Origin of the sequence: Curtobacterium sp. VKM Ac-1393 (genome assembly GCF_015350995.1) — a bacterium.
In the GTDB taxonomy this organism is placed as follows: Bacteria; Actinomycetota; Actinomycetes; order Actinomycetales; family Microbacteriaceae; genus Curtobacterium.
Genome location: NZ_JADKRW010000001.1, coordinates 756,629 through 783,544, shown reverse-complemented (window position 1 = coordinate 783,544; position 26,916 = coordinate 756,629). Strand labels below are relative to the sequence as shown.

General features: G+C 67.6%; 24 protein-coding genes and 2 tRNA genes. 13 read left to right on the top strand and 13 right to left on the bottom strand.

Going from position 1 to position 26,916, the window contains the following annotated elements; genetic code table 11:
* Positions 1-70: 70 nt before the first annotated feature.
* From rsmG to rpmH, 6 genes are read right to left on the bottom strand one after another with little or no spacing between them, the layout of a single operon-like run.
* The gene (gene rsmG, locus ITJ59_RS03710) at positions 71-730 is read right to left on the bottom strand and encodes a 16S rRNA (guanine(527)-N(7))-methyltransferase RsmG (RefSeq protein WP_194649757.1); all 660 of its coding nucleotides are present in this window, start codon (positions 728-730) and stop codon (positions 71-73) included.
* Entirely contained in the window at positions 727-1,227 is a 501-nt protein-coding gene (locus ITJ59_RS03705) for a protein jag (RefSeq protein WP_194649756.1), read from the bottom strand. The genes rsmG and ITJ59_RS03705 overlap by 4 nt, the downstream gene beginning before the upstream one ends.
* Positions 1,228-2,196, bottom strand: a complete 969-nt coding sequence (gene yidC, locus ITJ59_RS03700) for a membrane protein insertase YidC (protein WP_123292941.1) — start codon at positions 2,194-2,196, stop codon at positions 1,228-1,230. It lies immediately after the preceding gene.
* 8 nt (positions 2,197-2,204) lie between these two features.
* Complete coding sequence (yidD, locus tag ITJ59_RS03695) at positions 2,205-2,585, bottom strand: membrane protein insertion efficiency factor YidD (protein WP_165901008.1); 381 nt, start codon at positions 2,583-2,585, stop codon at positions 2,205-2,207.
* Positions 2,582-2,932, bottom strand: coding sequence for a ribonuclease P protein component (gene rnpA, locus ITJ59_RS03690; RefSeq protein WP_194649755.1), 351 nt, complete (start codon positions 2,930-2,932; stop codon positions 2,582-2,584). The genes yidD and rnpA overlap by 4 nt, the downstream gene beginning before the upstream one ends.
* Before the next feature lie 48 nt (positions 2,933-2,980).
* Entirely contained in the window at positions 2,981-3,118 is a 138-nt protein-coding gene (gene rpmH, locus ITJ59_RS03685) for a 50S ribosomal protein L34 (protein WP_022889115.1), read from the bottom strand.
* A gap of 503 nt (positions 3,119-3,621) precedes the next feature.
* On the opposite strand from rpmH, the gene dnaA reads away from it, so the two are divergent.
* From dnaA to ITJ59_RS03635, 10 genes are all read left to right on the top strand, one after another.
* A complete protein-coding gene (dnaA, locus tag ITJ59_RS03680; protein ID WP_194649754.1) occupies positions 3,622-5,076 on the top strand; it encodes a chromosomal replication initiator protein DnaA in 1,455 nt (484 codons plus the stop codon).
* Between the two features lie 407 nt (positions 5,077-5,483).
* Positions 5,484-6,635 (top strand): DNA polymerase III subunit beta, encoded by a 1,152-nt coding sequence (gene dnaN, locus ITJ59_RS03675; RefSeq protein WP_194649753.1) that lies wholly within the window; start codon positions 5,484-5,486, stop codon positions 6,633-6,635.
* 69 nt (positions 6,636-6,704) lie between these two features.
* On the top strand, positions 6,705-7,592 hold the full coding sequence (gene gnd / locus ITJ59_RS03670; protein WP_123292939.1) for a phosphogluconate dehydrogenase (NAD(+)-dependent, decarboxylating): 888 nt from the start codon (positions 6,705-6,707) through the stop codon (positions 7,590-7,592).
* A gap of 31 nt (positions 7,593-7,623) precedes the next feature.
* Entirely contained in the window at positions 7,624-8,889 is a 1,266-nt protein-coding gene (gene recF / locus ITJ59_RS03665; protein WP_194649752.1) for a DNA replication/repair protein RecF, read from the top strand.
* On the top strand, positions 8,889-9,389 hold the full coding sequence (locus ITJ59_RS03660) for a DUF721 domain-containing protein (RefSeq protein ID WP_194649751.1): 501 nt from the start codon (positions 8,889-8,891) through the stop codon (positions 9,387-9,389). The genes recF and ITJ59_RS03660 overlap by 1 nt, the downstream gene beginning before the upstream one ends.
* Before the next feature lie 133 nt (positions 9,390-9,522).
* On the top strand, positions 9,523-11,526 hold the full coding sequence (gyrB, locus tag ITJ59_RS03655; RefSeq protein WP_194649750.1) for a DNA topoisomerase (ATP-hydrolyzing) subunit B: 2,004 nt from the start codon (positions 9,523-9,525) through the stop codon (positions 11,524-11,526).
* 134 nt (positions 11,527-11,660) lie between these two features.
* Entirely contained in the window at positions 11,661-14,318 is a 2,658-nt protein-coding gene (gene gyrA, locus ITJ59_RS03650) for a DNA gyrase subunit A (RefSeq protein ID WP_228510778.1), read from the top strand.
* A complete protein-coding gene (locus ITJ59_RS03645; RefSeq protein ID WP_027466922.1) occupies positions 14,311-14,718 on the top strand; it encodes a DUF3566 domain-containing protein in 408 nt (135 codons plus the stop codon). Before gyrA ends, ITJ59_RS03645 begins: the two co-directional genes overlap by 8 nt.
* 75 nt (positions 14,719-14,793) lie before the next feature.
* A tRNA-Ile gene (locus tag ITJ59_RS03640) sits at positions 14,794-14,870 on the top strand.
* Positions 14,871-14,902: 32 nt separating this feature from the next.
* A tRNA-Ala gene (locus ITJ59_RS03635) sits at positions 14,903-14,975 on the top strand.
* A gap of 245 nt (positions 14,976-15,220) precedes the next feature.
* On the opposite strand, the gene ITJ59_RS03630 is transcribed toward ITJ59_RS03635, so the two are convergent.
* Positions 15,221-15,796 carry a hypothetical protein gene (locus tag ITJ59_RS03630; RefSeq protein WP_123339322.1) on the bottom strand — a complete coding sequence of 192 codons (576 nt, stop codon included), beginning with the start codon at positions 15,794-15,796 and terminating at the stop codon, positions 15,221-15,223.
* 117 nt (positions 15,797-15,913) lie between these two features.
* Between ITJ59_RS03630 and ITJ59_RS03625 the strand changes: the two genes are divergently transcribed.
* Both ITJ59_RS03625 and ITJ59_RS03620 read left to right on the top strand, forming a co-directional pair.
* Positions 15,914-16,453: a peptidylprolyl isomerase gene (locus ITJ59_RS03625; protein ID WP_194649749.1), complete on the top strand. Its 540-nt coding sequence runs from the start codon at positions 15,914-15,916 to the stop codon at positions 16,451-16,453.
* 7 nt (positions 16,454-16,460) lie between these two features.
* The gene (locus tag ITJ59_RS03620) at positions 16,461-17,315 is read left to right on the top strand and encodes a rhomboid family intramembrane serine protease (RefSeq protein WP_194649748.1); all 855 of its coding nucleotides are present in this window, start codon (positions 16,461-16,463) and stop codon (positions 17,313-17,315) included.
* Between the two features lie 373 nt (positions 17,316-17,688).
* Here the strand turns inward: ITJ59_RS03620 and ITJ59_RS03615 are convergent, their stop codons facing one another.
* Positions 17,689-17,943 carry a cell division protein CrgA gene (locus tag ITJ59_RS03615; RefSeq protein ID WP_194649747.1) on the bottom strand — a complete coding sequence of 85 codons (255 nt, stop codon included), beginning with the start codon at positions 17,941-17,943 and terminating at the stop codon, positions 17,689-17,691.
* Positions 17,944-18,024: 81 nt separating this feature from the next.
* Between ITJ59_RS03615 and ITJ59_RS03610 the strand changes: the two genes are divergently transcribed.
* Positions 18,025-18,669, top strand: coding sequence for an anthranilate synthase component II (locus ITJ59_RS03610; RefSeq protein WP_194649746.1), 645 nt, complete (start codon positions 18,025-18,027; stop codon positions 18,667-18,669).
* 274 nt (positions 18,670-18,943) lie between these two features.
* Here the strand turns inward: ITJ59_RS03610 and pknB are convergent, their stop codons facing one another.
* From pknB to ITJ59_RS03585, 5 genes are all read right to left on the bottom strand, one after another.
* Positions 18,944-20,767, bottom strand: a complete 1,824-nt coding sequence (gene pknB / locus ITJ59_RS03605; protein ID WP_323749386.1) for a Stk1 family PASTA domain-containing Ser/Thr kinase — start codon at positions 20,765-20,767, stop codon at positions 18,944-18,946.
* A 121-nt stretch (positions 20,768-20,888) separates the two neighbouring features.
* On the bottom strand, positions 20,889-22,670 hold the full coding sequence (locus ITJ59_RS03600) for a protein kinase domain-containing protein (protein ID WP_194649745.1): 1,782 nt from the start codon (positions 22,668-22,670) through the stop codon (positions 20,889-20,891).
* Positions 22,667-24,121, bottom strand: a complete 1,455-nt coding sequence (locus ITJ59_RS03595) for a peptidoglycan D,D-transpeptidase FtsI family protein (protein ID WP_194649744.1) — start codon at positions 24,119-24,121, stop codon at positions 22,667-22,669. The genes ITJ59_RS03600 and ITJ59_RS03595 overlap by 4 nt, the downstream gene beginning before the upstream one ends.
* Entirely contained in the window at positions 24,118-25,560 is a 1,443-nt protein-coding gene (locus ITJ59_RS03590) for an FtsW/RodA/SpoVE family cell cycle protein (protein WP_194649743.1), read from the bottom strand. Before ITJ59_RS03590 ends, ITJ59_RS03595 begins: the two co-directional genes overlap by 4 nt.
* Positions 25,557-26,915 (bottom strand): Stp1/IreP family PP2C-type Ser/Thr phosphatase, encoded by a 1,359-nt coding sequence (locus tag ITJ59_RS03585; protein ID WP_194649742.1) that lies wholly within the window; start codon positions 26,913-26,915, stop codon positions 25,557-25,559. The genes ITJ59_RS03590 and ITJ59_RS03585 overlap by 4 nt, the downstream gene beginning before the upstream one ends.
* Between the last annotated feature and the right edge of the window lies 1 nt (position 26,916).

The window sequence follows — 26,916 nt, the reverse complement described above, 5'->3', positions numbered from 1 at the left end:
TCCCCGGTTCGGTGTTTCACGTGAAACGTGGAGCCGCCGGCGATCGGAGAATGCGATCCGAGCCGCGGCGTCAGTCAACTGTAGCCCGGAAGACTCGCGTGGTCTCTTCGACCACACCCTCCCCGAGCTCGAGGACCTCGACATCGGCGAGGTGGTTCCGGAGGATCACCTTGCGCGCCTTCTCGATCTCCTCATCGACCCGAGCACCCTTCATCAGGATGAGCTGTCCACCGGAACGGACCAGCGGAACAGTGATGGGGATGAGCTTCGAGAGTGCACTGACCGCGCGGGCCGTGACCTGGTCGACCACAATCGCGTCCGACACGTCTTCGGCCCGCCCGCGGACCACGCCGACGTTGGCCAGACCCAGGCGCGAGGCCTCGCTGGTGAGCCAATCCACGCGACGCTCCATCGGCTCGATGAGCGTGAAGTGCACATCCGGACGGGCGATCGCCAGCACGAGACCCGGCAACCCGGCGCCGGAACCGACGTCGGCAACGCGCCCACGGGCCTCCAGGAGCGGAGCCAGCAGCGCAGAGTTGAGGATGTGTCGCGTCCAGAGCCGAGGCAACTCGAGCGGGCCGATCAGGCCCAGCTCCTCACCACGACGTGCCAACTCGTTCGTGAACGACCGAGCCGTCTCGATCTGGGCACCGAAGAGCTGCGCGGCAGCGACGGGCTCGACCTCGAGCACGGCAGCTGCGTCGGTCGGAACGGACGCGTCCGTCATCGGGTGACGACCGTGTGGCGGTCCCGACCCTCACCCTCGGACTCCGAGTGGAAGCCCTTCTCGGCGACGAGGTCGTGGACGAGCTTGCGTTCGTACGACGACATCGGGGGGAGCGCTGCGGACGACGACCCTGCTTCGATGCGCTCGACGGCGGTGTCCACCAGCCGCTGCAGCTCGTCGGCACGGGCGTCACGAGAGCCGCCGACGTCGAGGATGAGCCGGCTGAACTCGCCGGTCTCCGCCTGGACAGCGATGCGGGTGAGCTCCTGCAGAGCGGTCACGGTGTCCGGCTTCGAGAGGACACGGAGCGCCTCGCCGTCGTCGGTGACCGACAGGTAGACGCGACCGGCACGCTCTTCGATCTCGATGTCGCCGTCGAGGTCGCAGATGTCGAGGAGTTCCTCGATGTAGTCCGCAGCGATGTCGGCCTCGTCACGGGCGTCTACGTCCGGCGCCTCGGTGGTGTCGACGGCTGCGGCGGTGTCCTGCTCGGTCACTTACTTCTTCCCGTTCTTCTTCGAGCGCTGCTTGCCGACCGGCTGCGAACGCTGGGTGGTGACGCGCACGGCCTCGATCTCGGCTGCACCCGCACCGGCACCTGCCTCGGCGAGCACCGGGTTGGCGATCCCGCGACGCTGGGCCTTCTTCGCCAGACGAGCCTCGCGTGCCAGAGCGGCTTCGGAGCCGGGCGTCGGCATGCTGCGGATGACGAAGTACTGCTGCGCCATCGTCCAGACGTTCGACGCGAGCCAGTAGAACATGACGCCGAGGGGGAAGCTCAGACCCGAGATCACGAAGACCAGCGGGAGGATGTACAGCATCATCTTCTGCTGGCGGTACATCGGCGACGCCTTGGTCTCCGGCGACATGTTCTTCGCCACGAGCTGCAGCTGCGTGATGAACTGCGAGGCCGTCATGACCACGATCATGAAGCCGGCGATCGCACGGACTTCCCAGCCGGAGGCGTTCGTGAAGGTCTCGTGCAGGGGAGCACCGAACAGGGCCGCGTTGCCGAACGACGCCGCGAGGTCGTTCGTGAGCAGGCCGATGCCCGTCTTGTTGATCTGCGCCTCGTGCAGCACCGAGTACAGCGAGAAGAAGATCGGCATCTGCAGCAGCAACGGCAGGCAGGAGCTCAGCGGGTTGGTGCCGGTCTCCTTGTACAGGGCCATGGTCTCGCGGCTCATGGCCTCACGCGAGAACTGGTCCTTCTTGCCCTTGTACTTGTCCTGGATCTTCTTCAGCTGCGGCGCGACCTCGAGCATGCGACGCTGCGACTTGATCTGGCGCACGAAGATCGGGATCAACGCGGCGCGGACCACGAAGGTCAGGAAGATGATGGAGAGGACCCAGGTGATACCCGCGCCCGGGTCCATGCCGATGCTCTCGAAGATCCAGTGGAAGCCGACGAGGATGGCGGAGACCACCCATTTGAGCGGCCAGAGGATCGTACCGATGATGTCCATGGGGACGGCTACGCCTTTCGAGTGCGCTGGGGGAGCAGGACCGGCCGAGCCGTTCCGACCGCGGGGTGCGGCTGCTGCGGGATCGGCGCGAGGACGAACCCGAACCGGTTGACGACGAACGGGCGACGACGTTCGGTGACGTCGTCGATACCGCCTGCAGCCCAGGGGTTGCAGCGAGCGATGCGCCAGGCACCCATCGCGGATCCGCGGACGACGCCGTACTGCTGGATCGCTTCGAGGGCGTACCGGGAGCACGACGGGTGGTACCGGCAGACGTTGCCGTACAGCGGGGAGATCACGGCACGGTAGGCGCGGAGCACGACGACGCACGCGTTGCGTGGGAGCAACGCGGCGACCCAGGCCAGCCGGGTCCACAGGGTGCGGTTCATGCTGCCTTCTCCACCCCGCGCGCGAAGGAGCGCACGACGTCTTCGAGCAGGGTAGGCCATCCGGCCTGCGATGCGGCTGGCAGTGCACGGACCACGACGTCGTACCCCACGGGGGAGTCGACGAGGATGCCGTGCGCGATCGCCTTGAGCCGCCGCCTGATCAGGTTGCGGGTGACGGCGTTGCCCACCGTCTTCGCGACGATGAACCCGAACCGCGAGGGACCGTCCGGGTCGGTCGTTCGACGGACCACCGACACGACGACGTGCGCCGTGGCGCTCTTGCGACCACGACGCACGACGTTCCGGTAGTCGTCCCCGCGGACGATGCGGTTGGCGCTGGCCAACACTGCGACGCCGGGGTCAGACCGAGGACCGGATCAGGCGAGAGAGCCTGATCAGGCCGAGAGCTCGGTGCGGCCCTTGGCGCGACGCGCCGACAGGATGGCGCGACCGGCACGCGTCCGCATGCGGAGACGGAAGCCGTGCTTCTTGGCACGACGACGGTTGTTCGGCTGGAAGGTGCGCTTGCTCATGATCTCTCCACACGGCTGCTCGCGGCGGGCCGTCACGTATGTGTCATCGCTCGGTGTCGAACGACGCTGATGGGCGCGACCAAACGGCCGCAGTCAACTGGTTAACGGTACGTGACAGCAGCGAGCAGGTCAAACGCCGATCAGCCCGGCCTCGGTGCCGAGGGCGTCGAGCGCACCGCTCCCGTCCATTCTCCACATTGGGGACAACTTCCGTTCGGTGCCACCCGGCCCGGTCCTTTACAGTGGGGTCATCGATCGGCTCCGTGCCCCGGTACGACAGGGAAGTACTCCTGTCCGACGGATCGGGACGGTCGTGGACAACGCTGTGGACAACCCTGTGGGAACACGCGCGGCCCGAGGCGTCGACGAAGCCCCTCGAGCTGCCGCCGAAGAACACGGTCCGTGTGCGCCGCCACCCTCGGCGCCACGGCATGTCCGACCCAGCAGGACGCACCCCGGTCCGGCGACGAACGCACGACAACACCCCTGGAGACGAGCGCGACATGACGATGCCGGCCGACCCCGTCGAGGACCTCTGGTCATCCGTACTCGGACTCCTCAGCGAAGACCCCCGCATCACGCCGCAGCTGCACGGCTTCCTCAACCTGGTCGAGCCGAAGGGCGTGCTCGCCGGCACCCTGTACCTCGAGGTGCCGAACGACCTGACCCGCGGCATGCTCGAGCAGCGGATCCGGATCCCGATCACCGAGGCCGTCGCCCGCATCGGTGACGACTCGGTCGCGAACTTCGCCATCACGGTGAACCCGGACATGGCATCGGAACCGCGGGTCGACCCGAACGTCCCCGAGTACGCCGAGCCGGTGCAGGAAGCCGTCGAGCAGAGCGCAGCACCCCGGCAGTACATCGAAGCCCCCTTCGTCCCGAGCCAGATCGACTCCCCGGGCACCAGCGGCCGGCCAGAGTCGCGCCTCAACCCGAAGTACAACTTCGACAACTTCGTCATCGGCTCGTCGAACCGGTTCGCGCACGCCGCGGCGGTCGCCGTCGCCGAGGCGCCGGCGAAGGCCTACAACCCGCTCTTCATCTACGGAGACTCCGGGCTGGGCAAGACCCACCTGCTCCACGCCATCGGCCACTACGCCGAGAGCCTCTACCCGGGGATCCGTGTCCGTTACGTGTCGAGCGAGGAGTTCACGAACGACTTCATCAACTCGATCGCGAACAACCGCTCGAACCAGTTCCAGCAGCGGTACCGGGACATCGACATCCTGCTCATCGACGACATCCAGTTCCTGCAGGGGAAGGACTCCACGCAGGAGGCCTTCTTCCACACGTTCAACACCCTGCACGACCACAACAAGCAGGTCGTCATCACGTCGGACGTCGCACCGAAGCACCTGACCGGCTTCGAAGACCGCATGCGCTCCCGCTTCGAGTGGGGCCTGATCACCGACGTGCAGGCACCAGAGCTCGAGACGCGCATCGCGATCCTCCGCAAGAAGGCCCAGTCCGACCACCTGCAGGTGCCCGACGACATCCTCGAGTTCATGGCCTCGAAGGTCTCGAGCAACATCCGCGAGCTCGAGGGCACGCTGATCCGGGTCACCGCGTTCGCGAGCCTGAACCGGACGGCCGTCGACATGGCCCTGGTGCAGACCGTCCTCAAGGACCTGATCACCCTCGACGAGGACAACGTCGTCGCGCCGACGGACATCATCAACCACACCGCGGAGTACTTCAAGCTCTCCGTCGACGACCTCTACGGCTCCTCGCGATCCCAGGCGATCGCCACCGCTCGGCAGATCGCGATGTACCTCTGCCGTGAGCTCACGAGCCTGTCCCTGCCCAAGATCGGGCAGCTGTTCGGCAACCGGGACCACACCACCGTGATGTACGCGAACAAGAAGATCACGGAGCTCATGAAGGAGCGTCGGTCGATCTACAACCAGGTCACCGAGCTCACGAGCCGCATCAAGCAGGACCGCCGCTACCGCTGAGATCGGCCCGTCTCCGGGCGCATCCACCATCTGAGACGGTTCCATGGGCCGGAGTTCTCACAGTGTGGATAGCCTGTGGATAACTGTGGAGGACACGCCGCCCGGTTGTTCACAGCGAGGGGGCCTCCTGTGGAAACTGGGGATGGAAGTGGATAGATGAGATTCATTCATCCCGACGTCCCCCACAGGCCGCCCACAAGTCACAACCGTGTAGTTCCCTACGGCGGACAGGCATGCACAGGGTTATCCACAGTGTGCACAGGCGTTAACACCATTACTCCTGGTTAACGATCAATCTCCGCGGGACAACCTTGTGGACGGCGGGATGACAAGAAATCCGGCCCACGTCCGCCTGTGCCAGAATGGGGCGGCCGGACAGTCCAAGCCGATCGACAGGGGTTCCAGCTGTGAAGTTCGAGGTCAACCGGGACGTCTTCTCCGAAGCCGTCTCCTTCGCAGTGAAACTCCTTCCACAGCGCACGACCCTCCCGATCCTGTCGGGAGTACTGATCCACGCTGACGGCGATCGACTGACGCTCTCGTCCTTCGACTACGAGGTCTCGGCGCAGACGTCCATCTCGGCACAGATCGATGACCCTGGCACGGTCCTGGTCTCCGGTCGCCTGCTGAACGACATCGCGAGCCGACTGCCGAACGCCCCCGTGACGTTCACCACCGAGGACTCCAAGATCTCGGTGTCGTGCGGTTCCGCGCACTTCACGCTGCTGTCCATGCCGGTCGAGGAGTACCCGACGCTGCCCGAGATCGGTCCGCAGACCGGTGTCATCCCCGGCGACGCGTTCTCCGAAGCCGTGTCGCAGGTCGCCGTCGCCGCCAGCCGTGACGACGTCACCCCCGTGATCACCGGCGTCCAGCTCGAGGTCGGCGACAACGACGTCTCGTTGATCGCGACGGACCGCTACCGCGTGGCCGTCCGCACGATCCAGTGGGACTCCGGCCGTTCCGGCGGAGAGACCGAGACGCTGCACGCACTCGTCCCGGCCCGCACCCTGCAAGAGGTCGGCCGCACGTTCGGCTCGGCGTCCACCGTCTCGGTGTCGATCAGCGGCAACTCGGACCGTGAGCTCATCGCCTTCCACGCCGACGACAAGACCGTCACGTCGCTGCTCATCAAGGGCAACTACCCGCCGGTCCGCCGGCTCTTCCCGGAGAACGTCAACGACCACGCGGTGATCAACACCGCCGAACTGGTCGAGGCCGTCCGACGGGTCTCACTCGTCCTGGAGCGCGAAGCGGCGCTCCGGTTCTCCTTCACGGTCGACGGGCTCACGCTCGAGGCGATCGGATCCGAACAAGCGCAGGCGTCAGAGTCGATCAGTGCGTTGCTGACCGGAGAGGAAACGGTGGTCTCGCTGAAGCCCGCCTTCCTCCTGGACGGGCTGAACGCGGTGCACTCCGAGTTCGTCCGCATCTCCTTCACCAAGACGGAGAACCCCAACAAGCCGGGCCCGGTGCTGATCACCGGCCAGACTTCGCAAGAGGCTGCTGCGACCGATGGATACCGGTACCTGCTGCAGCCCAACCTGCTGCTGCGATAGGCGCAACAGGCACTCTGCGCTGACGCACCACCACCGCCTCAGCGCGACGACGAAACAGAAGAGGAAATCATGCACATCGGTCTTGTCGGCCTTGGTCGCATGGGCAACAACATGCGTGCCCGTCTCCGCAACGCTGGGATCGAGGTCACCGGTTACGACGCCAACCCCGCCGTCTCCGACGTCGCGAGCCTCGCCGACCTGGCGGGCGCCCTGCCCGAGGGTCAGCGACTCGTCTGGGTGATGGTGCCGCACGGCAAGATCACCGACGACGTCATCACGGAGCTCGCCGGTGTCCTGAACGAGGGCGACCTCGTGATCGACGGTGGCAACTCGAAGTGGCTCGACGACACCACGCACGCCGAGCAGCTCGGTGCGCGCGGCATCCGCTACATGGACGCCGGCGTGTCCGGTGGCGTGTGGGGCAAGGACAACGGCTACGGTCTGATGGTCGGCGGTGACGTCAAGGACGTCGAGTTCGCGATGCCCGTCTTCGACGCGCTGCGTCCCGAGGGCCCGCGCGAAGAGGGCTTCTCGCACGCCGGCCCGATCGGTGCCGGTCACTACGCGAAGATGGTCCACAACGGCATCGAGTACGCGATCATGCAGGCCTACGGCGAGGGCTACGAGCTCCTCGAGGCCAAGGACCTGATCACCGACGTCCCCGCCGTGTTCGCCGGTTGGCAGCGCGGGACCGTCGTCCGCTCCTGGCTCCTCGACCTCATGGTGCTCGCCCTCAACGAGGACCCGAAGCTCGACGAGCTCGAGGGCTACGTCGAGGACTCGGGCGAGGGTCGTTGGACCCTCGAAGAGGGCATCGAGCTCGCGGTCCCGATGCCGGCACTGTCGGCGTCGATCTTCGCGCGGTTCGTCTCGCGTCAGGGCAGCGCGTCCCCGACGATGAAGGCCGTCGCGGCGCTCCGCAACCAGTTCGGCGGTCACGCCGTCAAGAAGTCCTAGGACCACCCGGGGAAACCCGGACTCGGCCCGCGTGCACGTCGACCATCTCCAACTCACCGACTTCCGGAACTACCGGGAGGCAGACGTCGACCTCGCACGCGGGCCGAACCTGTTCGTCGGGCGGAACGGCCAGGGCAAGACCAACCTGGTCGAGGCGATCGGGTACCTCTCCACGCTCGGCTCACACCGTGTCCCGACGGACGCCGCACTCGTGCGGCAGGGATGTGACGCCGCGATCGTCCGGGCTCGGCTCGCGCACGAGGACCGCAGCATCCTGGCCGAGGTGCAGATCAACCGCACGGGGGCGAACCGCGCACAGGTGAACCGCTCCGCGATCAAGCCCCGCGAGCTGCCCCGCTACTGCACGTCCGTCCTCTTCGCCCCCGAGGACCTGGCGCTCGTCCGCGGCGAACCGGCCGGCCGCCGCCGCATGCTCGACGAGCTCCTCGGTCAGATCGCGCCGCGGATGCAGGGCGTGCTGGCGGACTACGACCGCACGCTCCGGCAGCGGAACACCCTGCTCAAGTCGGCGCGGGCCACCGGCGCGAAGGCGAACGCGCTGTCGACGCTCGACGTCTGGGACGACCGGCTGGTCGGACTCGGTGCGGAGATCGTCGCAGCGCGCGACCACCTGACGCGGCGGCTCGCACCCTTCGTCGCCGAGGCGTACGCGACGGTCGCGGGTGAACACCACGACGCCTCGATCGCCGGCGTGCTCTCCATCCGCGGCGGTGACCCGGAGTCTGCGGCCGCCACCGACCCGGTGCTCGGGACCCCGGACGAGCCGGTCGGTGTGACCGCAGCGGCGGAGGCCTTCGCGGCCGCCCTCGAGCGGCGTCGCCGTGACGAACTCGACCGCGGGTTGACCCTGGTCGGACCGCACCGCGACGACGTACTGTTCCAACTGAACGGGTTACCCGCCCGCGGATACGCCAGCCACGGTGAATCCTGGTCGTTCGCGCTCGCGATCCAGCTGGCGAGCGCGTCGATCCTGCGGGCCGAGTCGAACCTCGGTGACCCGATCATCATCCTCGACGACGTGTTCGCCGAACTCGATGAATCCCGGCGCGAACGCCTCGGGAACGCCGTGGCCGACTACGAGCAGGTCCTCATCACGGCGGCGGTGTTCGGCGACGTGCCCTCGCAGCTGGCTGCGCACACGGTGCGGATCGAGGCGGGCACGATCGTGACCGACGAGGCGGACGCGAGCCGGGCCTCCAGGTCGAACACGGACGCGACCGACGCGACCGACGCGACGGACGCGACGGACGCGACCCGGCCGGAGGCCGACGCCTGATGCCCCGGCCGTGGAAGCCCACCGAACCCTCGCGGGTCTACCGGCACCTCCGCGCCGTCTTCGGTGATCCCTCGAAGCGCGGGGTCGACGCCCGCCGGCGGCGCTCCCGCGAGTTCGACGCCGACACCGTCCCGTACGGCCGCGGCCGTGAACCCCGCGGACTCGGCGACGTCGTCGGATCCCTGGCCAACGAGCTCGGGTGGACCGAACCACTGGCCCGTTCCGAGCTCTTCGTGGACTGGCCGAGCGTCGTCGGCGAGGAACTCGCGAAGCACTCGACGCCGGTGACCATCGACGACGGTGCACTCGTCATCCGGTGCGACTCGACAGCGTGGGCGACGCAGCTCCGTCTCATGCGGGCGAGTGTCACGACGACGATCGCCGAGCGGCACCCGGAAGCCGGGGTCGAGTCGATCCGGGTTTCCGGGCCGGACGCCCCCACCTGGAAACGCGGCCCCAGGACGGTCCAGGGGCGCGGTCCTCGCGACACCTACGGTTGAGCCGACGAAATCATCCTGAGGTGCCAAAAAAGCCCGTCTGTGGGCCGGATGAGCCCTCGAAAGAGGGGGCTCTGCGGTAGACTGGGAGGTGCAGTGCGCGGGCGTTCCGCGCGCAGGCAGGAGCACGCTCGACATGGCATCAGAATCTGAAGACGACCCGCAGAACCCGCTCGACGCGGAGACCCCGCAGAGCGAACCGTCCTACGGAGCAGACCAGATTCAGGTGCTCGAGGGGCTCGAGGCGGTCCGCAAGCGTCCCGGTATGTACATCGGCTCGACGGGTCCGCGCGGTCTGCACCACCTGGTCCAGGAGATCGTCGACAACTCCGTCGACGAAGCCCTCGCCGGGTACTGCGACACCATCGACGTCACCATCCGTGAAGACGGCGGTGTCCGCGTGGTCGACAACGGCCGTGGCATCCCGGTCGGCATCCACGCGGCCGAGGGCGTCTCGACGGTCCAGGTCGTCCTGACGGTCCTGCACGCCGGCGGCAAGTTCGGCGGCGGCGCGTACGCCGTGTCCGGTGGTCTGCACGGTGTCGGTTCGTCCGTCGTGAACGCCCTGAGCTCGGAGCTCGACGTCGAGGTCCGACAGCAGGGCCACGTCTGGCGCCAGAGCTACACCGACGGCGTCCCGGTCGCACCACTCACCAAGGACGAAGCGTCCGACGAGCACGGCACCACGATCACCTTCTGGCCGAACGCCGAGATCTTCGAGACCGTCGTCTTCGACTACGAGACTCTTCGCACGCGGTTCCAGCAGATGGCCTTCCTCAACAAGGGCCTGCGGATCAACCTGCGTGACGAGCGCACCCCGGCAGACGGGGAAGAAGCGCGGAACGACTCCTTCATGTACGAGCGCGGGCTCGCCGACTACGTCGAGTACATCAACGCGCAGAAGAAGGCCGACCTCGTCCACCCGGACGTCATCGGCTTCGAGTCCGAGGACCCCGAGCGCAAGATCGCGCTCGAGGTCGCGATGCAGTGGAACACCTCGTACCAGGAGAGCGTCCACACCTTCGCGAACACGATCAACACGCACGAGGGCGGCACCCACGAAGAGGGCTTCCGTGCGGCGCTGACCTACCTGGTCAACAAGTACGCGCGCGAGGCGAAGATCATCAAGGAGAAGGACGACAACCTGACGGGTGACGACATCCGTGAAGGGTTGACGGCCGTCATCTCCGTGAAGCTCGGCGAACCGCAGTTCGAGGGCCAGACGAAGACGAAGCTCGGCAACACCGAGGCCAAGGGCTTCGTCCAGCGAGTCGTCGGCGCCGAGCTCACGCACTGGTTCGAGAGCAACCCGACCCAGGCCCGCGACGTCGTCCGCAAGGCGATCCAGGCGTCGCAGGCTCGGCTCGCCGCCCGCAAGGCCCGCGAGACCACGCGCCGCAAGGGGCTGCTCGAGTCGGGTGGCATGCCCGGCAAGCTGAAGGACTGCCAGTCCAAGGACCCGACCCTGTCGGAGATCTTCATGGTCGAGGGCGACTCTGCCGGCGGTTCCGCCGTGCAGGGTCGCAACCCGATGACCCAGGCGATCCTGCCGTTGCGCGGCAAGATCCTGAACGTCGAGAAGGCGCGGCTCGACCGCGCGCTCGGCAACCAGGAGATCCAGTCGATGATCACGGCGTTCGGCGCCGGCATCGGTGAGGACTTCGACCCGGACAAGGCCCGGTACCACAAGATCGTGCTGATGGCCGATGCCGACGTCGACGGCCAGCACATCACCACGCTGCTGCTGACGCTGCTGTTCCGCTACATGCGGCCGCTCATCGAGCGCGGCTACGTGTACCTCGCGCAGCCGCCGCTGTACCGCCTGAAGTGGTCGAACGCGGCGCACGAGTACGTGTTCAGCGACCGCGAGCGCGACGCCCTGATGCAGGCGGGCATCGCCGCCGGCAAGCGGATCCCGAAGGACAACGGCATCCAGCGCTACAAGGGCCTCGGCGAGATGGACTACAAGGAGCTCTGGGACACCACGATGAACCCGGACACCCGCACGCTCCTGCAGGTCACCCTCGAGGACGCCGCCGCGGTGGACAGCACCTTCTCGACGCTGATGGGTGAAGACGTCGACGCGCGTCGCCAGTTCATCCAGCAGAACGCCAAGGACGTCCGCTTCTTGGACATCTGAGCAGGCTCGACATCTCGACCCTGGCCTGGAGGCGCGGTGCCAGCCGCGCGCTCTGGTCCGGACCACCTGTGGTCGCGTCCACCGCGACGAACGTCACCACGGCCTCCCGGCCGTCAGAAAGGTAACGCAAGCCAATGGCTGACGACAACGAGAACGCCCCCGACGAGCAGCCCGAGATCGTCCACGGCGACAGCGGGGACATCGTCGTCTCCGGTGACCGCATCTCGCAGGTCGACCTGCAGCTCGAGATGCAGCGTTCCTACCTCGACTACGCGATGTCGGTCATCGTCGGCCGTGCGCTGCCCGAGGTCCGCGACGGCCTCAAGCCGGTGCACCGCCGTGTGATCTACGCGATGTTCGACGGCGGCTACCGCCCGGACCGTGCGTTCTCGAAGTGCTCCCGCGTCGTCGGCGACGTCATGGGACAGTTCCACCCGCACGGCGACTCGGCGATCTACGACGCGCTCGTCCGACTGGTGCAGCCGTGGTCGCTCCGGTACCCGCTCGCGCTCGGTCAGGGCAACTTCGGCTCGCCGGGCAACGACGGCGCCGCCGCACCGCGGTACACCGAGACCAAGATGGCGCCGCTCGCCATGGAGATGGTCCGGGACATCGACGAGGACACCGTCGACTTCCAGGACAACTACGACGGTCGGACCCAGGAGCCCGCGATCCTGCCGGCACGGTTCCCGAACCTGCTGGTCAACGGCTCGGTCGGCATCGCGGTCGGCATGGCGACGAACATCCCGCCGCACAACCTGCGCGAGGTCGCCGAGGGCGCGAAGTGGGCTCTCGACAACCCCGAGGCGACGCGCGAAGAGCTCCTCGCCGCGCTCATGCAGCGCATCAAGGGGCCGGACTTCCCGACCGGCGCGCAGATCCTGGGCACCAAGGGCATCCAGGACGCCTACCTCACCGGTCGTGGTTCGATCACGATGCGCGCCGTCGTCAACGTCGAGGAGATCCAGGGTCGCACCTGCCTCGTCGTCACCGAGCTGCCGTACCAGGTCAACCCGGACAACCTCGCGATCAAGATCGCCGACCTGGTCAAGGACGGCAAGCTCGCCGGCGTCGCGGACATCCGCGACGAGACCTCCGGTCGGACCGGCCAGCGCCTGGTGATCGTGCTCAAGCGCGACGCGGTCGCCAAGGTCGTGCTGAACAACCTGTACAAGCACACGCAGCTGCAGGAGAACTTCGGCGCGAACATGCTCGCGATCGTCGACGGTGTCCCGCGCACCCTGCCGCTCGACGGCTTCATCTCGGCGTGGGTCGCACACCAGGTCGACGTCATCGTCCGCCGCACGCAGTTCCGCCTGCGCGAGGCCGAGAAGCGCGCGCACATCCTGCGCGGCTACCTCGCAGCGCTCGACGCCCTCGACGAGGTCATCGCGCTCATCCGCCGGTCGCCCGATGTCGAAGAGGCCCGCTCCGGCCTGATGGACCTGCTGTCCGTCGACGAGATCCAGGCGCGCGCGATCCTCGAGCTCCAGCTCCGTCGACTGGCCGCCCTCGAGCGTCAGAAGATCCACGACGAAGCCGAAGAGCTCGAGCGCAAGATCGCCGACTTCCAGGACATCCTGGCGTCGGAGACCCGGCAGCGCACGATCATCCGCGACGAGCTCGAGGAGATCGTCGAGCGGTTCGGCGACGACCGCCGCACCGAGATCATGCTCGGCTACGACGGCGACATGTCGATGGAAGACCTCATCCCCGAAGAGGAGATGGTCGTCACCATCACGCGCGGTGGTTACGTCAAGCGCACACGCAGCGACCAGTACCGGTCGCAGCACCGCGGTGGCCGTGGCGTCCGTGGCGCCCAGCTCCGCGCCGACGACATCGTCGAGCACTTCTTCGTCACGACGACGCACCACTGGCTGCTGTTCCTCACCGACCAGGGCCGGGTCTACCGCGCCAAGGCGTACGAGCTGCAGGAAGCCGGCCGCGACGCCAAGGGCCAGCACGTGGCGAACCTGCTCGCGATGCAGCCGGACGAGCAGATCCAGCAGGTGCTCGACATCCGTGACTACGAGGTCGCGCAGTACCTCGTCCTCGCGACCGAGCACGGGCTGGTGAAGAAGACCGCACTCACCGAGTACGACACCAACCGCACCGGTGGCATCATCGCGATCAACCTGCGCGACGGCGACAAGCTCCGCCAGGCGCTGCTCGTCGACGAGCACGACGACCTGCTCCTCGTGTCGCGTCAGGGCATGTCGCTCCGGTTCACTGCGACGAACGACACCCTGCGGCCGATGGGTCGATCGACCTCCGGCGTGAAGGGCATGTCCTTCCGTGACGGCGACTCGCTCCTGGCTGCACGCGTGGTCGCGGACGACGGCTTCGTCTGGGTGATGACCGAGGGCGGGTACGCCAAGCGCACCGCGGTCGACCAGTACCGCATCCAGGGACGCGGTGGTCTCGGCATCAAGGTGGCGAAGTTGGCCACCGACCGAGGCGACCTTGTGGGTGCTCTCATCGTCGGCGAGGACGACGAGGTGCTCGTCGTGCTGCAATCGGGCAAGGTGGTAAGGTCTGCCGTGGCCGAGGTCCCTGCCAAGGGTCGTGACACCATGGGTGTCGTCTTCGCCAGGTTCGCGGCGAACGACAAGATCATCGCGGTGGCCCAGAACACCGAGCGGAACCTGGTCGACCAGGACGACGCCGAGATCGAGCCAGCGGGCCCGGTGGAGACGGTCAGCCCTTCCGAAGCGGCCCCGGACTCCACTGATCCCATCGACACCGAGCCCGTCGCGGACGAGGCCGGAGAGGACCAGTCAAGCAATGAGTAGTGTCGCCGAGAAGCTCCAGAAGAAGGCGAAGCGACCCGTCGGCACCCGCCAAGTGCGGCTGCGGCTGGTCTACGTCGACTTCTGGTCGATGGTGAAGCTCAGCTTCCTCATCGCCCTGGCCGGCAGCATCGTGATCGTGGTCGCCACGGCACTGGTGTGGGTCATCCTGAACCAGACGGGCGTGTTCACGCAGGTCGACGCCCTGTTGAAGGACGTCACCGGCCAGAACAGTTACTCGATCATGGACCAGTTCTCGCTGGGCCAGGTGCTCGGGTTCTCCATCGTCGTGGGCATCCTCAACGTGGTCGTCGGCACCGTGCTCGGCGCCATCGTGAGCGTCCTCTACAACCTCAGTGTCCGGATCACCGGCGGCTTGCTCGTCGGCTTCACGAACAACTGACACACCCGGGCCGGGTGAGCCGGTCGCTCGATTTCGTTCTGCGAGATCCGTGCGGTAGGCTTTCATCCGGTCTGAGGGGCTATAGCTCAGGCGGTTAGAGCGCTTCGCTGATAACGAAGAGGTCCAAGGTTCAAGTCCTTGTAGCCCCACCATCTCGTCCGGCACTGCAGTTCACGAGTGTCACGGGGCCTTAGCTCAGTTGGTAGAGCGCCTGCTTTGCAAGCAGGATGTCGGGAGTTCGATTCTCCCAGGCTCCACTCGCAGAAGCCCCTGGCTGACGACATCGTCGTTGGCCAGGGGCTTTCTTTGTGCCCGCTCGCCCCGAGGTTCCGAAATCTCGGCATCTCGAGCGCGCCTGGGGCCACCCGTGGAACCTCGGCGGGCAACGTGCGGCATGTCGTGGAACCTCGGCGTCGGCAGGCGGGCGCGTCCTCGCAGCGCTGCACCCGGGAACGACGAAGGGCCCCGGCATCAGCCGGGGCCCTTCGTACGAACCGGGAGGTCAGGCGGCGGGCTTCTCCGCCGTGTCCGCGTCGTCGGCGACCCAGAGGTCGTCGTCAGCACGGAGGGTCTGGTACGCGGCGTACGCAGCACCAGCGACGGCAACGACGCCGACGATGATGAGTGCGACACCACCGAAGCCGATGCCCTTCTTCTGCTGCGACGGCACGTACTTCGCCGCGGCCTTCTTCGCCTTCTTGCCCTTCTTCTGGGCGTTCTTCACGATCTTCTTGACCCGGGGGTCCTTCGCGAGGTCGGTGACGCTCAGCACGGAGCCGGCGGTCGACACCAGCCCGGGGATGACCTCGGACTGGAACTTGTGCGAAGCGCTGTGTGCTGCGGACGTCGCAGCGTGCACTCCGGTTGCGACCGCGGGGCGGATCCCGTTGTCGATCGCGTTCTGCACACGAGGGGCGATGTCCTTGCGGGCTGCGTCGGCTGCGTTCGACCGGGCTTCCGCCAGGATCGCGTTCGCGTGCTCGAGGACCTTGCGCTGCTCTCCGAGGAGCGAGGCGGTCTGGCCCTTGAGCTTCTTGATCTGCTTCCGACGCTTGCGCGGGATCTCGATCGTCGTCATCTGGTACCTCCATCGGATCGGCGTGACACCCATCCTGCCACCAGAGTCCCTGACAGGTCACGGAGCCTCACCTGTGGGTACCGTCCACACGCAGCCGGTACATGCGAGAATCGGAACATGTCTCTGCACACCGCTGTCGCAACGTTCCACACCAACAAGGGCGACATCCGCGTCAACCTGTTCGGCAACCACGCTCCGAAGACCGTTAAGAACTTCGTCGACCTCGCCACGGGGCAGCAGGAGTGGACCCACCCGGGTACGGGCAAGGTGTCCACCGACAAGCTCTACGACGGCGTGATCTTCCACCGCATCATCAAGGACTTCATGATCCAGGGCGGGGACCCGCTCGGTCAGGGCATCGGTGGCCCCGGCTACCGCTTCGACGACGAGATCTCACCCGAGCTCACGTTCCAGAACCCCTACATCTTCGCCATGGCGAACGCCGGCATCCAGGGCGGCCGCGGCACCAACGGCTCGCAGTTCTTCATCACCACGGTGGCGACGCCGTGGCTGCAGGGCAAGCACACCATCTTCGGTGAGGTCGCCGACGACGAGTCGCGTGCCGTCGTCGACGCCATCGAGGCCGTCCCCACCGACGGCCGTGACAAGCCCGTCGAGGACGTGGTCATCCAGAGCATCGACGTCGAAGGCGTCTGATCCTCACGTGACCGACCCGGCGTACAACCCGAACAACACCTGCTACCGGCATCCGGACCGGCAGAGCTTCGTGCTCTGCCAGCGCTGCGGGCGGACGATCTGCCCGGAGTGCCAGACGCCGGCGGCAGTCGGGGTGCACTGCCCGGAGTGTGTGCGTGAACAGCGCGCACAGTTCGCCGCGAACCGCCGTGCGTCCGGAGCCCCCAGCGGGCTGACGGTCGCGCGGCGGCGCTTCGCGATGCTGGACCAGAAGGCGACGGTCGTCATCGTGGCGATCACGGTCGCCATCTGGCTGCTGGACCAGGTCAGTGGTGGCTTCTTCACCAGCCTGTTCGCCTACAACTCGCTCCTGCTGCCCACGCAGCCCTGGCGGGTCGTGACCGTGCTCTTCGTCCACTCGGGCTTCCTCCACATCCTGTTCAACATGTGGGCACTGTGGATCTTCGGTCGGATGCTCGAGAACATGCTCGGCGCCTGGCGGTTCGTGGCGCTGTACTTCATCACCGGGATCTTCGGTTCGATGCTCGTCACGTTCCTCGCCCCGGGCACCTGGGTCGTCGGGGCGTCCGGCGCGATCTTCGGTCTGTTCGCGGCATTCTTCGTCCTGCAGCGGAGCCTCGGGCAGAACGCGGTGCAGCTCCTGGTGATCATGGGCCTCAACCTCGTCGTCGGGTTCCTGCCCGGTACCAACATCTCGTGGCAGGCGCACGTCGGGGGCATCATCGGCGGTTTCGTGGTGGGCTTCGTGTTCGCCAAGACCCGCAACATCCGGCAGCGTCCCCTGCAGGTCGCGCTGCTCGCCGGAGCTGCCGTCGTCGGGATCGCACTCACCGCGGTCAGCTACGCGGTCACCATCGGTTGAAACCGGGCGGACTCCGTCCACCGAACGCCCCGTCGCACCAGCGGCGGGGCGTTCGTCGTTCCTCGGGTCTCAGCCGGGATGCCTCGAGCCTCGGGTACGCCGCACACACCACCGTCCACAGGCTCCCCGCAGAGTTGTCCACAGCTGTGGACAAAGCGGTGAGTTACACGCGTGTGATTATCCCCACTGTGGACACAGCTGTGGACAACTCCGGGGTCCGGATGTGGAGAGGCGTGTGGAGAGTGTGGAGAACTGTGGACAAGCGCCGGAATCCTCGACGATCCAGCCGATCGGGACCGCGCCGCTTGTGGAGAACGACGACGCCCGCCGCACCTTGCGGTGCGACGGGCGTCGGGGGTCTCGAGGCTGGGGCTCAGCGCCAGCGCGTGGTCATGAGGAAGCCGATGAACATGATGCCGAAGCCGACCAGGATGTTCCACGAACCGAGGCTCGGGACGGGCAGTGTGGCGTTGGAGATGTAGAAGACGATCACCCAGACGAGGCCGATGATCATGAAGCCGAACATGACCGGCTTGAACCACACCGGGTTCGGGGTGTCCCCCGCGGTGTCGACCGAGTCGGCTCGGGTCCTCCGGGCGGGCTTGGTGCGGTCCTTGTCACTGGCCATGGCCGGTATCCTACCGTGACCACGTGTGTGGATCGGCCCGGCGGTCGCTGCACACATCCCCCACGAGTACGGTGAACCGCCATGACCAGGATCCTCGTCGTCGACAACTACGACAGCTTCGTCTACACGCTGAACGGCTACGTGCAGCAGCTCGGGGCCGAGACCGACGTGGTGCGGAACGATGCGTTCCCGGAATCGGAGATCGCGGACCGCATCGCCGAGTACGACGGCGTGCTCCTGTCGCCCGGCCCCGGCACCCCTGCGGACGCCGGCGTCTCGATCCCCACGGTGCACGCCGCGATCGAGTCCGAGACGCCGCTGCTCGGGGTCTGCCTCGGGCACCAGGCGATCGCGGAGGCCCTCGGCGCCACGGTCACGCACGCCGACGAACTCATGCACGGCAAGACGTCGCAGGTCGACCACGACGACAGCACGCTGTTCGCCGGGGTCCCGCACCCGTTCAGGGCGACGCGGTACCACTCGCTCGCGATCGTCGACGGCACGGTGCCGGACGAACTCACGGTGACGGCGCGGACGGGTGGTGGCGTCATCATGGGCGTGCAGCACCGCGCGCACCCGGTGTACGGCGTGCAGTTCCACCCCGAGTCCGTGCTGACCGAGGGTGGCTACCGCATGGTCGGCAACTGGCTCGAGACCACCGGACTGTCCGGGGCAGCAGAACACGCAGCTGGCCTGGGTCCGCTCATCGCGACGCACCGCGCCTGACGCGCGCCAGCACGCCTGACGCGCGCCAGCGCGCCAGCACGCCTGACGCGCGTCAGCACGACGCCGTCGTGTGACCGAGACGCCGCCGGACACGGCGGCGTCTCGGCGTCCGTAGTGCGCCGAGCGAAGACGACGGCGTGTGGGGCAGTGGACGTGACGCCATGACGGACGCGTGGCCCCGTGGCGGGACCGCGCCGGGCCTCCAGGCCGTCAGCAGCCGGACGGGAGGCCCGTCACGCGCCCGCACCGCCCCTCGCGTCCACGCGTGGTCGGCTCAGCGGCCGTCGCCGTTGTCGGCGTTGTCCCCTCCGTTGTCGCCACTGTCCTTGCCGTCGCTGTTGCCGGCACCGGAGGTGGGTGCCTGGGACGGCTGCTTCGACGCGGCGCAGTAGGTCAGCGTGACGGCACTGCCCTGGGCGACGTCGCCCTCTGGGGTGTCCTGCTGGGTGACCAGACCGCCCGTGCACGCGTTCGACGGCGCCGGGGTCACGGTGAGTCCGAGCTGCTCGAGCGATGCCTTGGCGTCGGCGAACTGCTGGTTGGTGACGTTCGGCAGCTGCACCTTGCCGTTGGAGACCGTGAGGTTGATCACGATGCCTTTGGTGTGGAGCGAACCGGACGCCGGATCGGAGCTCATCACGGTGCCCTCTGGGACGTCTGACGAGTAGTCCGAACTGATCGCACCGACGCGGAAGCCGGCGGCGTCGAGCGCTTCTTGCGCGGCGGCCTGCGACTGCCCGCTGAGCTCGGGAACGGGGACGCGCTCCGGGCCGAGCGACACGACGACGTTGACGCTGGACCTGCGGCCCACGTTGATGCCGGAGCCGGGATCGGTGCGGATGACCATGCCCTTGTCGACGGAGTCGGAGTTCTCCTCGACCTTGACGGCCGTGAGGTCCTTCTTCTCGAGCGCGGCCGCGGCGGCGCTGTAGGTCGACCCGGTCACGTTCGGCACGCTCACGGACGACGACACCGGCGGCTTGCCCGGCTGCAGGTTCGCGACGAAGAAGACCACCCCGACGATGACCGCGACGGTCAGCAGGATGCCGACCCAGATCCACGCCACCGGCGGACGGTTCTGCGTGCGCTGCGGACGGTGCTCGGCGGTGTCGTCGTCGAGCTCGCGGAACGCCGCGGCCGGGTTCGAGGTGGTGCGGGGGTCGACCCCGAAGAGCACCGTCGACGCGTCGTTCGCGGCGTTCTGCTGGATCTTCTTGGTCGATGCCGGCACACGGCCCGCCGCGGCCTGCTGCAGGTCCGAGCGGAACTCGGCAGCGTTCTGGAACCGGCGGGTGCGGTCCTTGACCAGCGCGTGCAGGGTGACGGCGTCGAGTGCCGGTGAGACCGCTGGCGTGATCGAGGACGGTGCGACGGGCTGTTCGCTGACGTGCTGGTAGGCGACCGCCACCGGGGTGTCACCGAGGAAGGGGGCACGGCCGGTGAGGAGCTCGAAGAGCACGACGCCGGTGGAGTAGATGTCGGTCCGGGCGTCGACGGTCTCACCACGGGCCTGCTCCGGCGAGAAGTACGACGCGGTGCCGAGGATCGACGTGGTCTGCGCGACGGTGGCCGAGGTGTCGGTGATCGCCCGCGCGATGCCGAAGTCCATGACCTTGACCTGGCCGTTGTGCGTCACCATGACGTTGGCGGGCTTGATGTCGCGGTGCACGACGCCGGCACGGTGGGAGTACTCGAGTGCGGTGAGGATGCCCTCGGTGATGCGGACTGCCTCGTCCGGGGCGACTGCGCCCTCGGCGATGATGTCGGAGAGTGGACGACCCTCGACATACTCCATCACGATGAAGGGGACCTGCACCTCGGCGCCCGAGGTCTCGGTCACGGTCTCTTCTCCGGCGTCGTACACGCGGACGACGGTCGGGTGGGCCATGCGGGCGGCGGCCTGGGCCTCTTGCCGGAAGCGGGTGCGGAACGCCGGGTCGTTGGCGAGGCTGGGCTTCAGGAGCTTCACCGCGACCTTGCGACCGAGACGGGTGTCGTTGCCGAGGTGCACGGTTGCCATGCCGCCTCGACCGATGACGTCACCGATCTCGTACCGGTTGGCGAGGAGGGTGATCCCCGCGGTCACACCTTCTGGCACGTACTCCTCCGTCTGTCGGTCCGGATCAGTGTACGGCAGCACCACCTGGTGAGACGCTGGCCACGGAGGGCTCGACCGAACCGTTACCGAACGGTGTCGACAGTCCCCGTCCGGGGGGTGTTCAGTTGCCGTCCATCGGGCCGTCGGTGGGGTTGATCCCGTCGGACGGGTCGGTCGTGGTCTGGTCCGTCGGCTCGGTCCACTCGACCTGGGCGCCGGGCGAGGAGTCCGAGACCACCGTGGCGTCGGACTGCGGCGACTTGCAGGTCACCTTGTAGGACAGCGTCACCGTGCCGTACTGCGCCCCTGCGACGGTCACCGCGGTGCCGGACGTCGAACCCGAGCTGCTGCCGTTCGACGTGACGGTGCCGTTGTCGATCGTGTACGTGTAGCTGACGTCGGAGTACCCGGCCGGGCACTTCTGGTACGACGGCCAGCTGAAGGTCACGCGACCGGACGCACTGACGTCGCCACCCGTCGCCACCGCAGGGGTCTCGGCCGTCAGGACGTCACCGTAGGCCTTGATCGTCACCGTCGTGCCCTGCGCAAGACTGCCCTCCGGGCTGAGCGACTCGACGGTGCCGACCTGGTCGGAGGACGTCGCGTTCGAGCCCGCGACGACCGTGGCCACGAGGCCCTTGGCCTGCAGCTGGGCGGCCACCTGCTCGGCATTCTGGCCCTGGTAGTCGGCCGCCGAAACCGTCACGCGGGTGTCCACCGGCGTCTGGGACGGCGTCTCCGACGGGGCCTGCGACGGACGCGGGGTCTTCGAGGTGGACTTCGACGGGCTGGGCTCGGGGTCGGCCGCACCGTTCAGTGCGAACACTCCGACGACACCCGCGATGGCGAGCACCACGACGATGCCGACGACCCACCAGATCCACGCGCGCTTCTTCTTCGGTTCCTCGGGTTCGTCCGTGGCGGGCGATCGCGGAGCGCCAGGCCCACCGGCACCTGCTACGGCCGCTCCGGCCTGGGTGCCGAGCAGCGCCGTGGCGGCGTCGTTCCCCTGGCCCTGCGGCGGGTTGAACGCGACGGTCCCACCCTGTGCGATCGAGGGCACGGCCACCGTCGCCGCTGCGACGTCGCCGCGGCGGAGCGCCTGTGCGGCGCGCGCCAGGTTGGCGGCGGTCGCGGGGCGGTCGGCGGGCTTCTTCGCGATGCACGAGATCACGAGTGCCGAGACGGGCTCGGGGATGTCCCCGGGCAGCGCCGGCGGCTGCTCGTTGATGTGCGCCATCGCGATCGCGACCTGCGACTCACCGGTGAACGGACGACGACCCGCCAGGCACTCGTAGGCGACGATGCCCAGCGAGTAGATGTCGGTGGACGGTGACGCCGGGTGTCCGCTCGCCTGCTCCGGCGACAAGTACTGCACGGTGCCCATGACCTGGCCGGTCGCGGTGAGCGGGACCTGGTCGGCGATGCGCGCGATGCCGAAGTCGGTGATCTTGACGCGGCCGTCCGGCGTGATGAGCAAGTTGCCGGGCTTGATGTCACGGTGCACCAGGCCGACGGCGTGCGCAGCCTGCAGCGCGTTCGCGGTCTGCGCGACGATGTCCAGGACCTTGTCGACCGGCAGCGTGTGCTCGCGCTCGATCATGGTCGACAGCGCTTCGCCGGGGACGAGCTCCATCACGAGGTAGGCGCTGCCGTCCTCTTCGCCGTAGTCGAAGACGTTGGCGATGCCCTCGTGGTTGACGAGCGCAGCGTGCCGGGCCTCGGCGCGGAAGCGCTCGAGGAACCCGGGGTCGCCGAGGTACTCGTCCTTGAGGATCTTGAGTGCGACGGTTCGGCCGATGACGAGGTCGGTGGCCTGCCACACCTCTCCCATGCCGCCGATGGCGACCCGGGACGAGAGCTGGTACCGCCCACCGAAGGTGAGTCCGCTGGTGGGTCTCATTTGTTCAGCACCGCCTCCATGACTTTCTTCGCGACCGGGGCCGCGACCGTGTTGCCGACTCCCGACTGACCGAGCCCGCCGCCGTCTCCGACGACGACCGCCACGGCGACCTCAGGGTCCTTCGCGGGCGCGAACCCGGTGAACCAGAGTGTGTAGGGATCGCCTGTTCCGCCTTCGGCCGTGCCCGTCTTCCCTGCGACGTCGACACCGTCGATCTTGGCATTGGTCCCGGTGCCCGCGTCGACGACGCTCTGCATGGCCTCGGTGAGGTCAGCGGACTCGGAGGACGACAGCGGATCACTGTACTGCTTCGGGGAGAAGGACTCGACCGTCTTCAGGTCACTCGTGGTGATCGAGTCGACGAGCGAGGGCTGCATGACCTTGCCGCCGTTCGCGATGCCGGCCGAGACCATCGCCATCTGCAGCGGGGACACCCGGACGCTCGCCTGGCCGAACGCGCTCAGCATGAGCTGCGCGGTCGAGTCGACCTCGGGGTACTGGCTGGCGGTGGCGGACATCGGGACCTCGATGGCGTCACCGAAGCCGTACTTGTCCGCCATGTTCTTGATCGCGTCGTAGCCCAGCTTCTGCCCGAGCTCGGCGAACGGGATGTTGCACGAGTTCTGGATGGCCGTGCGGAGCTTGACCTTGTCGCCGCCGCCGCAGGTGCCGCCCTCGGCGTTGTTGATGTACGTGCTCGTGCCGGGCAGCTGCAGTCGCGACGGGTTCGGGAACGTCGAGTCGAGGTTGTACTTGCCCCCCTCGAGTGCCGCCGAGGCGACGACGAGCTTGAACACCGATCCGGGCGTGTACAGGTCGCCACCGATCGCGCGGTTCTGCAGCGGGGACGACGAGGCGCCGAGCAGGGCGTCGTACTGCTCCTTGACCTTCGCGGTGTCGTGCGAGGTGAGCGTGTTCGGGTCGTAGCTCGGCTTCGACACCATGGCGAGGATCTTGCCGGTCTTCGGCTGGATGGCGACCACGGCGCCGCTGTTCGTGCCGAGCGCGTCGTACGCGGCCTGCTGGACGGCGGGGTCGATCGTCAGGTTGACGTTGTCGCCCTGGACGTCCTGGCCGGTGAGGATCGAGTTGAGGTTCTGGAAGAACGAGGCGTCCGAGTTGCCGGACAGCACCGTGTTCTCCGCGCTCTCGATGCCGGTGTTGCCCTGGCCGATGGTGAAGTAGCCGGTGACGGCGGAGTACAGGTCGCCGTTCGTGTACTTGCGCTGGTACTCGTACTGGTCGTCCACCGGGGTCGACTCGGCGATCGGGCTGCCGTCGACGAGGATCGCGCCCCGCTTGGTCGAGTAACTGTCCAGGATGGTTCGCGAGTTGCGCGAATCGGCACGGAGCGAGTCGGCCGAGAAGAACTGGATCGACGTCGTCGACACGAAGAGTGCGACGAACATGAGCACGATGACGGTCGAGACACCGCGGAGCTGTCGGTTCATCGACGACGCTCCTTCCTGGTCGCACGCGCGGACCGCCCGCTCGCGGCGGGGATCGCGCCTTGCTGGACGCGTTGTTCGGCTGGGATGGAATCGGTGAGTCGCAGCAGCATCGCGGCGATGATCCAGTTGGCGATGAGCGAGGAACCACCCGCGGCCATGAACGGCGTGGTCAGGCCGGTCACCGGGATGACCCGGGTGATGCCACCGACGACGACGAACACCTGCAGGGCGATCACGAAGCCGAAGCCGACGCCGAGCAGCTTGCCGAAGTCGTCCTGCGCCATGAACCCGACACGGATGCCGCGCGAGGCGAGCACGATGAAGAGCGCCAGGATCGCGAAGACGCCGATCAGGCCGAGCTCTTCGCCCAGCGAGGCGACGATGTAGTCGGCGTTGGCGACCGGCGTGATGTACGGACGACCCTGGCCCAGACCTGTGCCCGTGATCCCGCCGTTCGCGAAGCCGAACAGGCCCTGCACGAGCTGGTAGCTCGCCTGGGTGTCGCGGCTGAAGACCTCTTGGTTGAACGGGTCGAGCCACTGTTCGAAGCGGCCGTGCACGTACTCGAGGGCGCTCTGCGCGACGAGGGCACCACCGACGAACAGCGCGAGGCCGATGACGACCCAGCTGATGCGCGCGGTCGCGACGTAGATCATCACGAGGAACAGGCCGAAGTACAGCAGCGCCGTGCCGAGGTCGCGCTGGAAGACGAGGACGGCCATCGCGGCGCCCCACATCACCAGGATCGGGCCGAGGTCACGGGCGCGCGGGAACGTCATGCCGAGGAACTTCTTGCCGACGATCGACAGGGAGTCGCGCGCGGTGACGAGGTACCCGGCGAAGAAGAGCGCCATGGTGATCTTCGCGAGCTCGCCGGGCTGGAACGAGAACGGCCCGACGCGGATCCAGACGCGCGCTCCGCCGGGTGCGTACCCGATGCCCGGGAGCATCGGCAGCAGCAGCAGCGCGATCGTCAGGAACATGAAGATGTAGCGGTACCGCTGCAGGAACCGGTGGTTCCGGACCAACAGCAGCGTGATGATCGCCAGGACCATCGCGAGCAGCGTCCACACGATCTGCTTGACGCCGATCGCGCTCCACCCGGACAGCCCGTTGTGGATGTCGATGCGGTAGATCTCCGCGATGCCGATGCCGTTGAGCACCAGGGCGACGGGCAGGATGAAGGGATCGGCGTTCTTCGCCACGACCCGCAGCACCACGTGCATGACGAGCGCGAGGCCGAGGATGGCGGCTCCGGTCCACAGCACCGAGGTGTCGAACAACCGGCCCTTGGTGCCGAGCTGCACGAGCACCATCGCGCCGGCGCAGATGCCGCAGGCGATGACGAGCAGCACGAGCTCGAGGTTCCGAGCACGTGCGGGTTCACGGAGCTTGATCGTGATCGCCTGCGTGAACGACTGGGCGGTGGCGTTGCTCATCGCGAGCTCCGGGTCGCGCTCGGCGACGGGGAGGACGACCGCGACGGCGACGGCGAGGGCGACGAGGTGGAACCCCCGTCACCGCCGGTGCCGGCTTGGTCCTGACCGGTCTCGGCGGCCTTGCGCAGCCGGTCGACGATGTCGCGTGCGTCGCTGAGCGATTGGGCGTTGATCGTCGAGCGGACGTTCTCGCGCGTGTAGTCGGGCAGCGACGAGACGGTGATGTCGGATTCTTCGTAGACGTCGGACAGCGCCATCGGTCCGATCGACTGCTGCACGCCCTTGTAGATCGCGACGGTGCCGCGGTCGTTGCCGACGTAGTAGTGGTCCTGGGTGATCCGCCACCCGAGGAACACCGCGCCGACCAGGGCGGCGACCGCGACGACGAGGGCGATCGTCCACGAGATGCGGCGACGGATGCGCCGGCGGCGGTCTTCGGCGATGAGCTCGGCGAAGAACTGGTCGGACTCCGGCTCGAAGTGCGAGTCCTCCGGCGCCGTGGTGACCTTGAGCGGGTGCAGCAGGATCGTGGGGAGGCGGATCGGCTTGCGGCCGGTCGACGCCTCGAAGGTCAGGGGGGCGGCTGCGGACCCGACGGTGGTGGCCGCGTCGTCGTCGTCGTCGACCTCTTCTGCGGTGACGTCCATCACGACGACGGTGACGTTGTCGGGCGCGCCGTGGTCGAGCGTCTCCTTGACCAGGCGCTGCGTGACCTGGTTGGCGTCCATGTTCGACGCGAGTGCGTGTCGGATGCGTTCTTCGGCCAGGTAGGACGACAGACCGTCGGAGCAGAGGAGCCAGCGGTCGCCCGGCTGGATGTCCATGATCGCCGTGTCGACCTCTGGTGCGGCGTCGACGTCGCCGAGCACCCGCATGAGCACCGACCGTCGGGGGTGGACCGCGGCCTCTTCGGGCGTGATCCGACCGCTGTCGACGAGTCGCTGCACGAACGTGTGGTCCGAGGTGATCTGCTGCAGCTCGCCGTCGCGGTGGCGGTAGATGCGCGAGTCGCCGATGTGCGCGATCGCGATCTGTTCACCGACCCGGATCATCGCGGACACCGTGGTGCCCATGCCGGTCAGTTCCTGGTGCTCGAACACCGTCTCGGTGATGAGCTGGTTCGCCGCGATCAACGCCGACTGCAGCGCGAACTCGGCGTCGTGTGCCGAGGGGAACTCGCGGTCGACCTCGCGGATGCGTCGGATCGCGATCGCCGAGGCGACGTCGCCGCCGGCGTGCCCGCCCATGCCGTCCGCGACCGCGAACAGGTGCGCCCCGGCGTAGCCGGAGTCCTGGTTGTTCGCGCGGATGCGTCCCACGTGGGACACAGCGGCGCTCAGCGTGCGAGCGGTCATG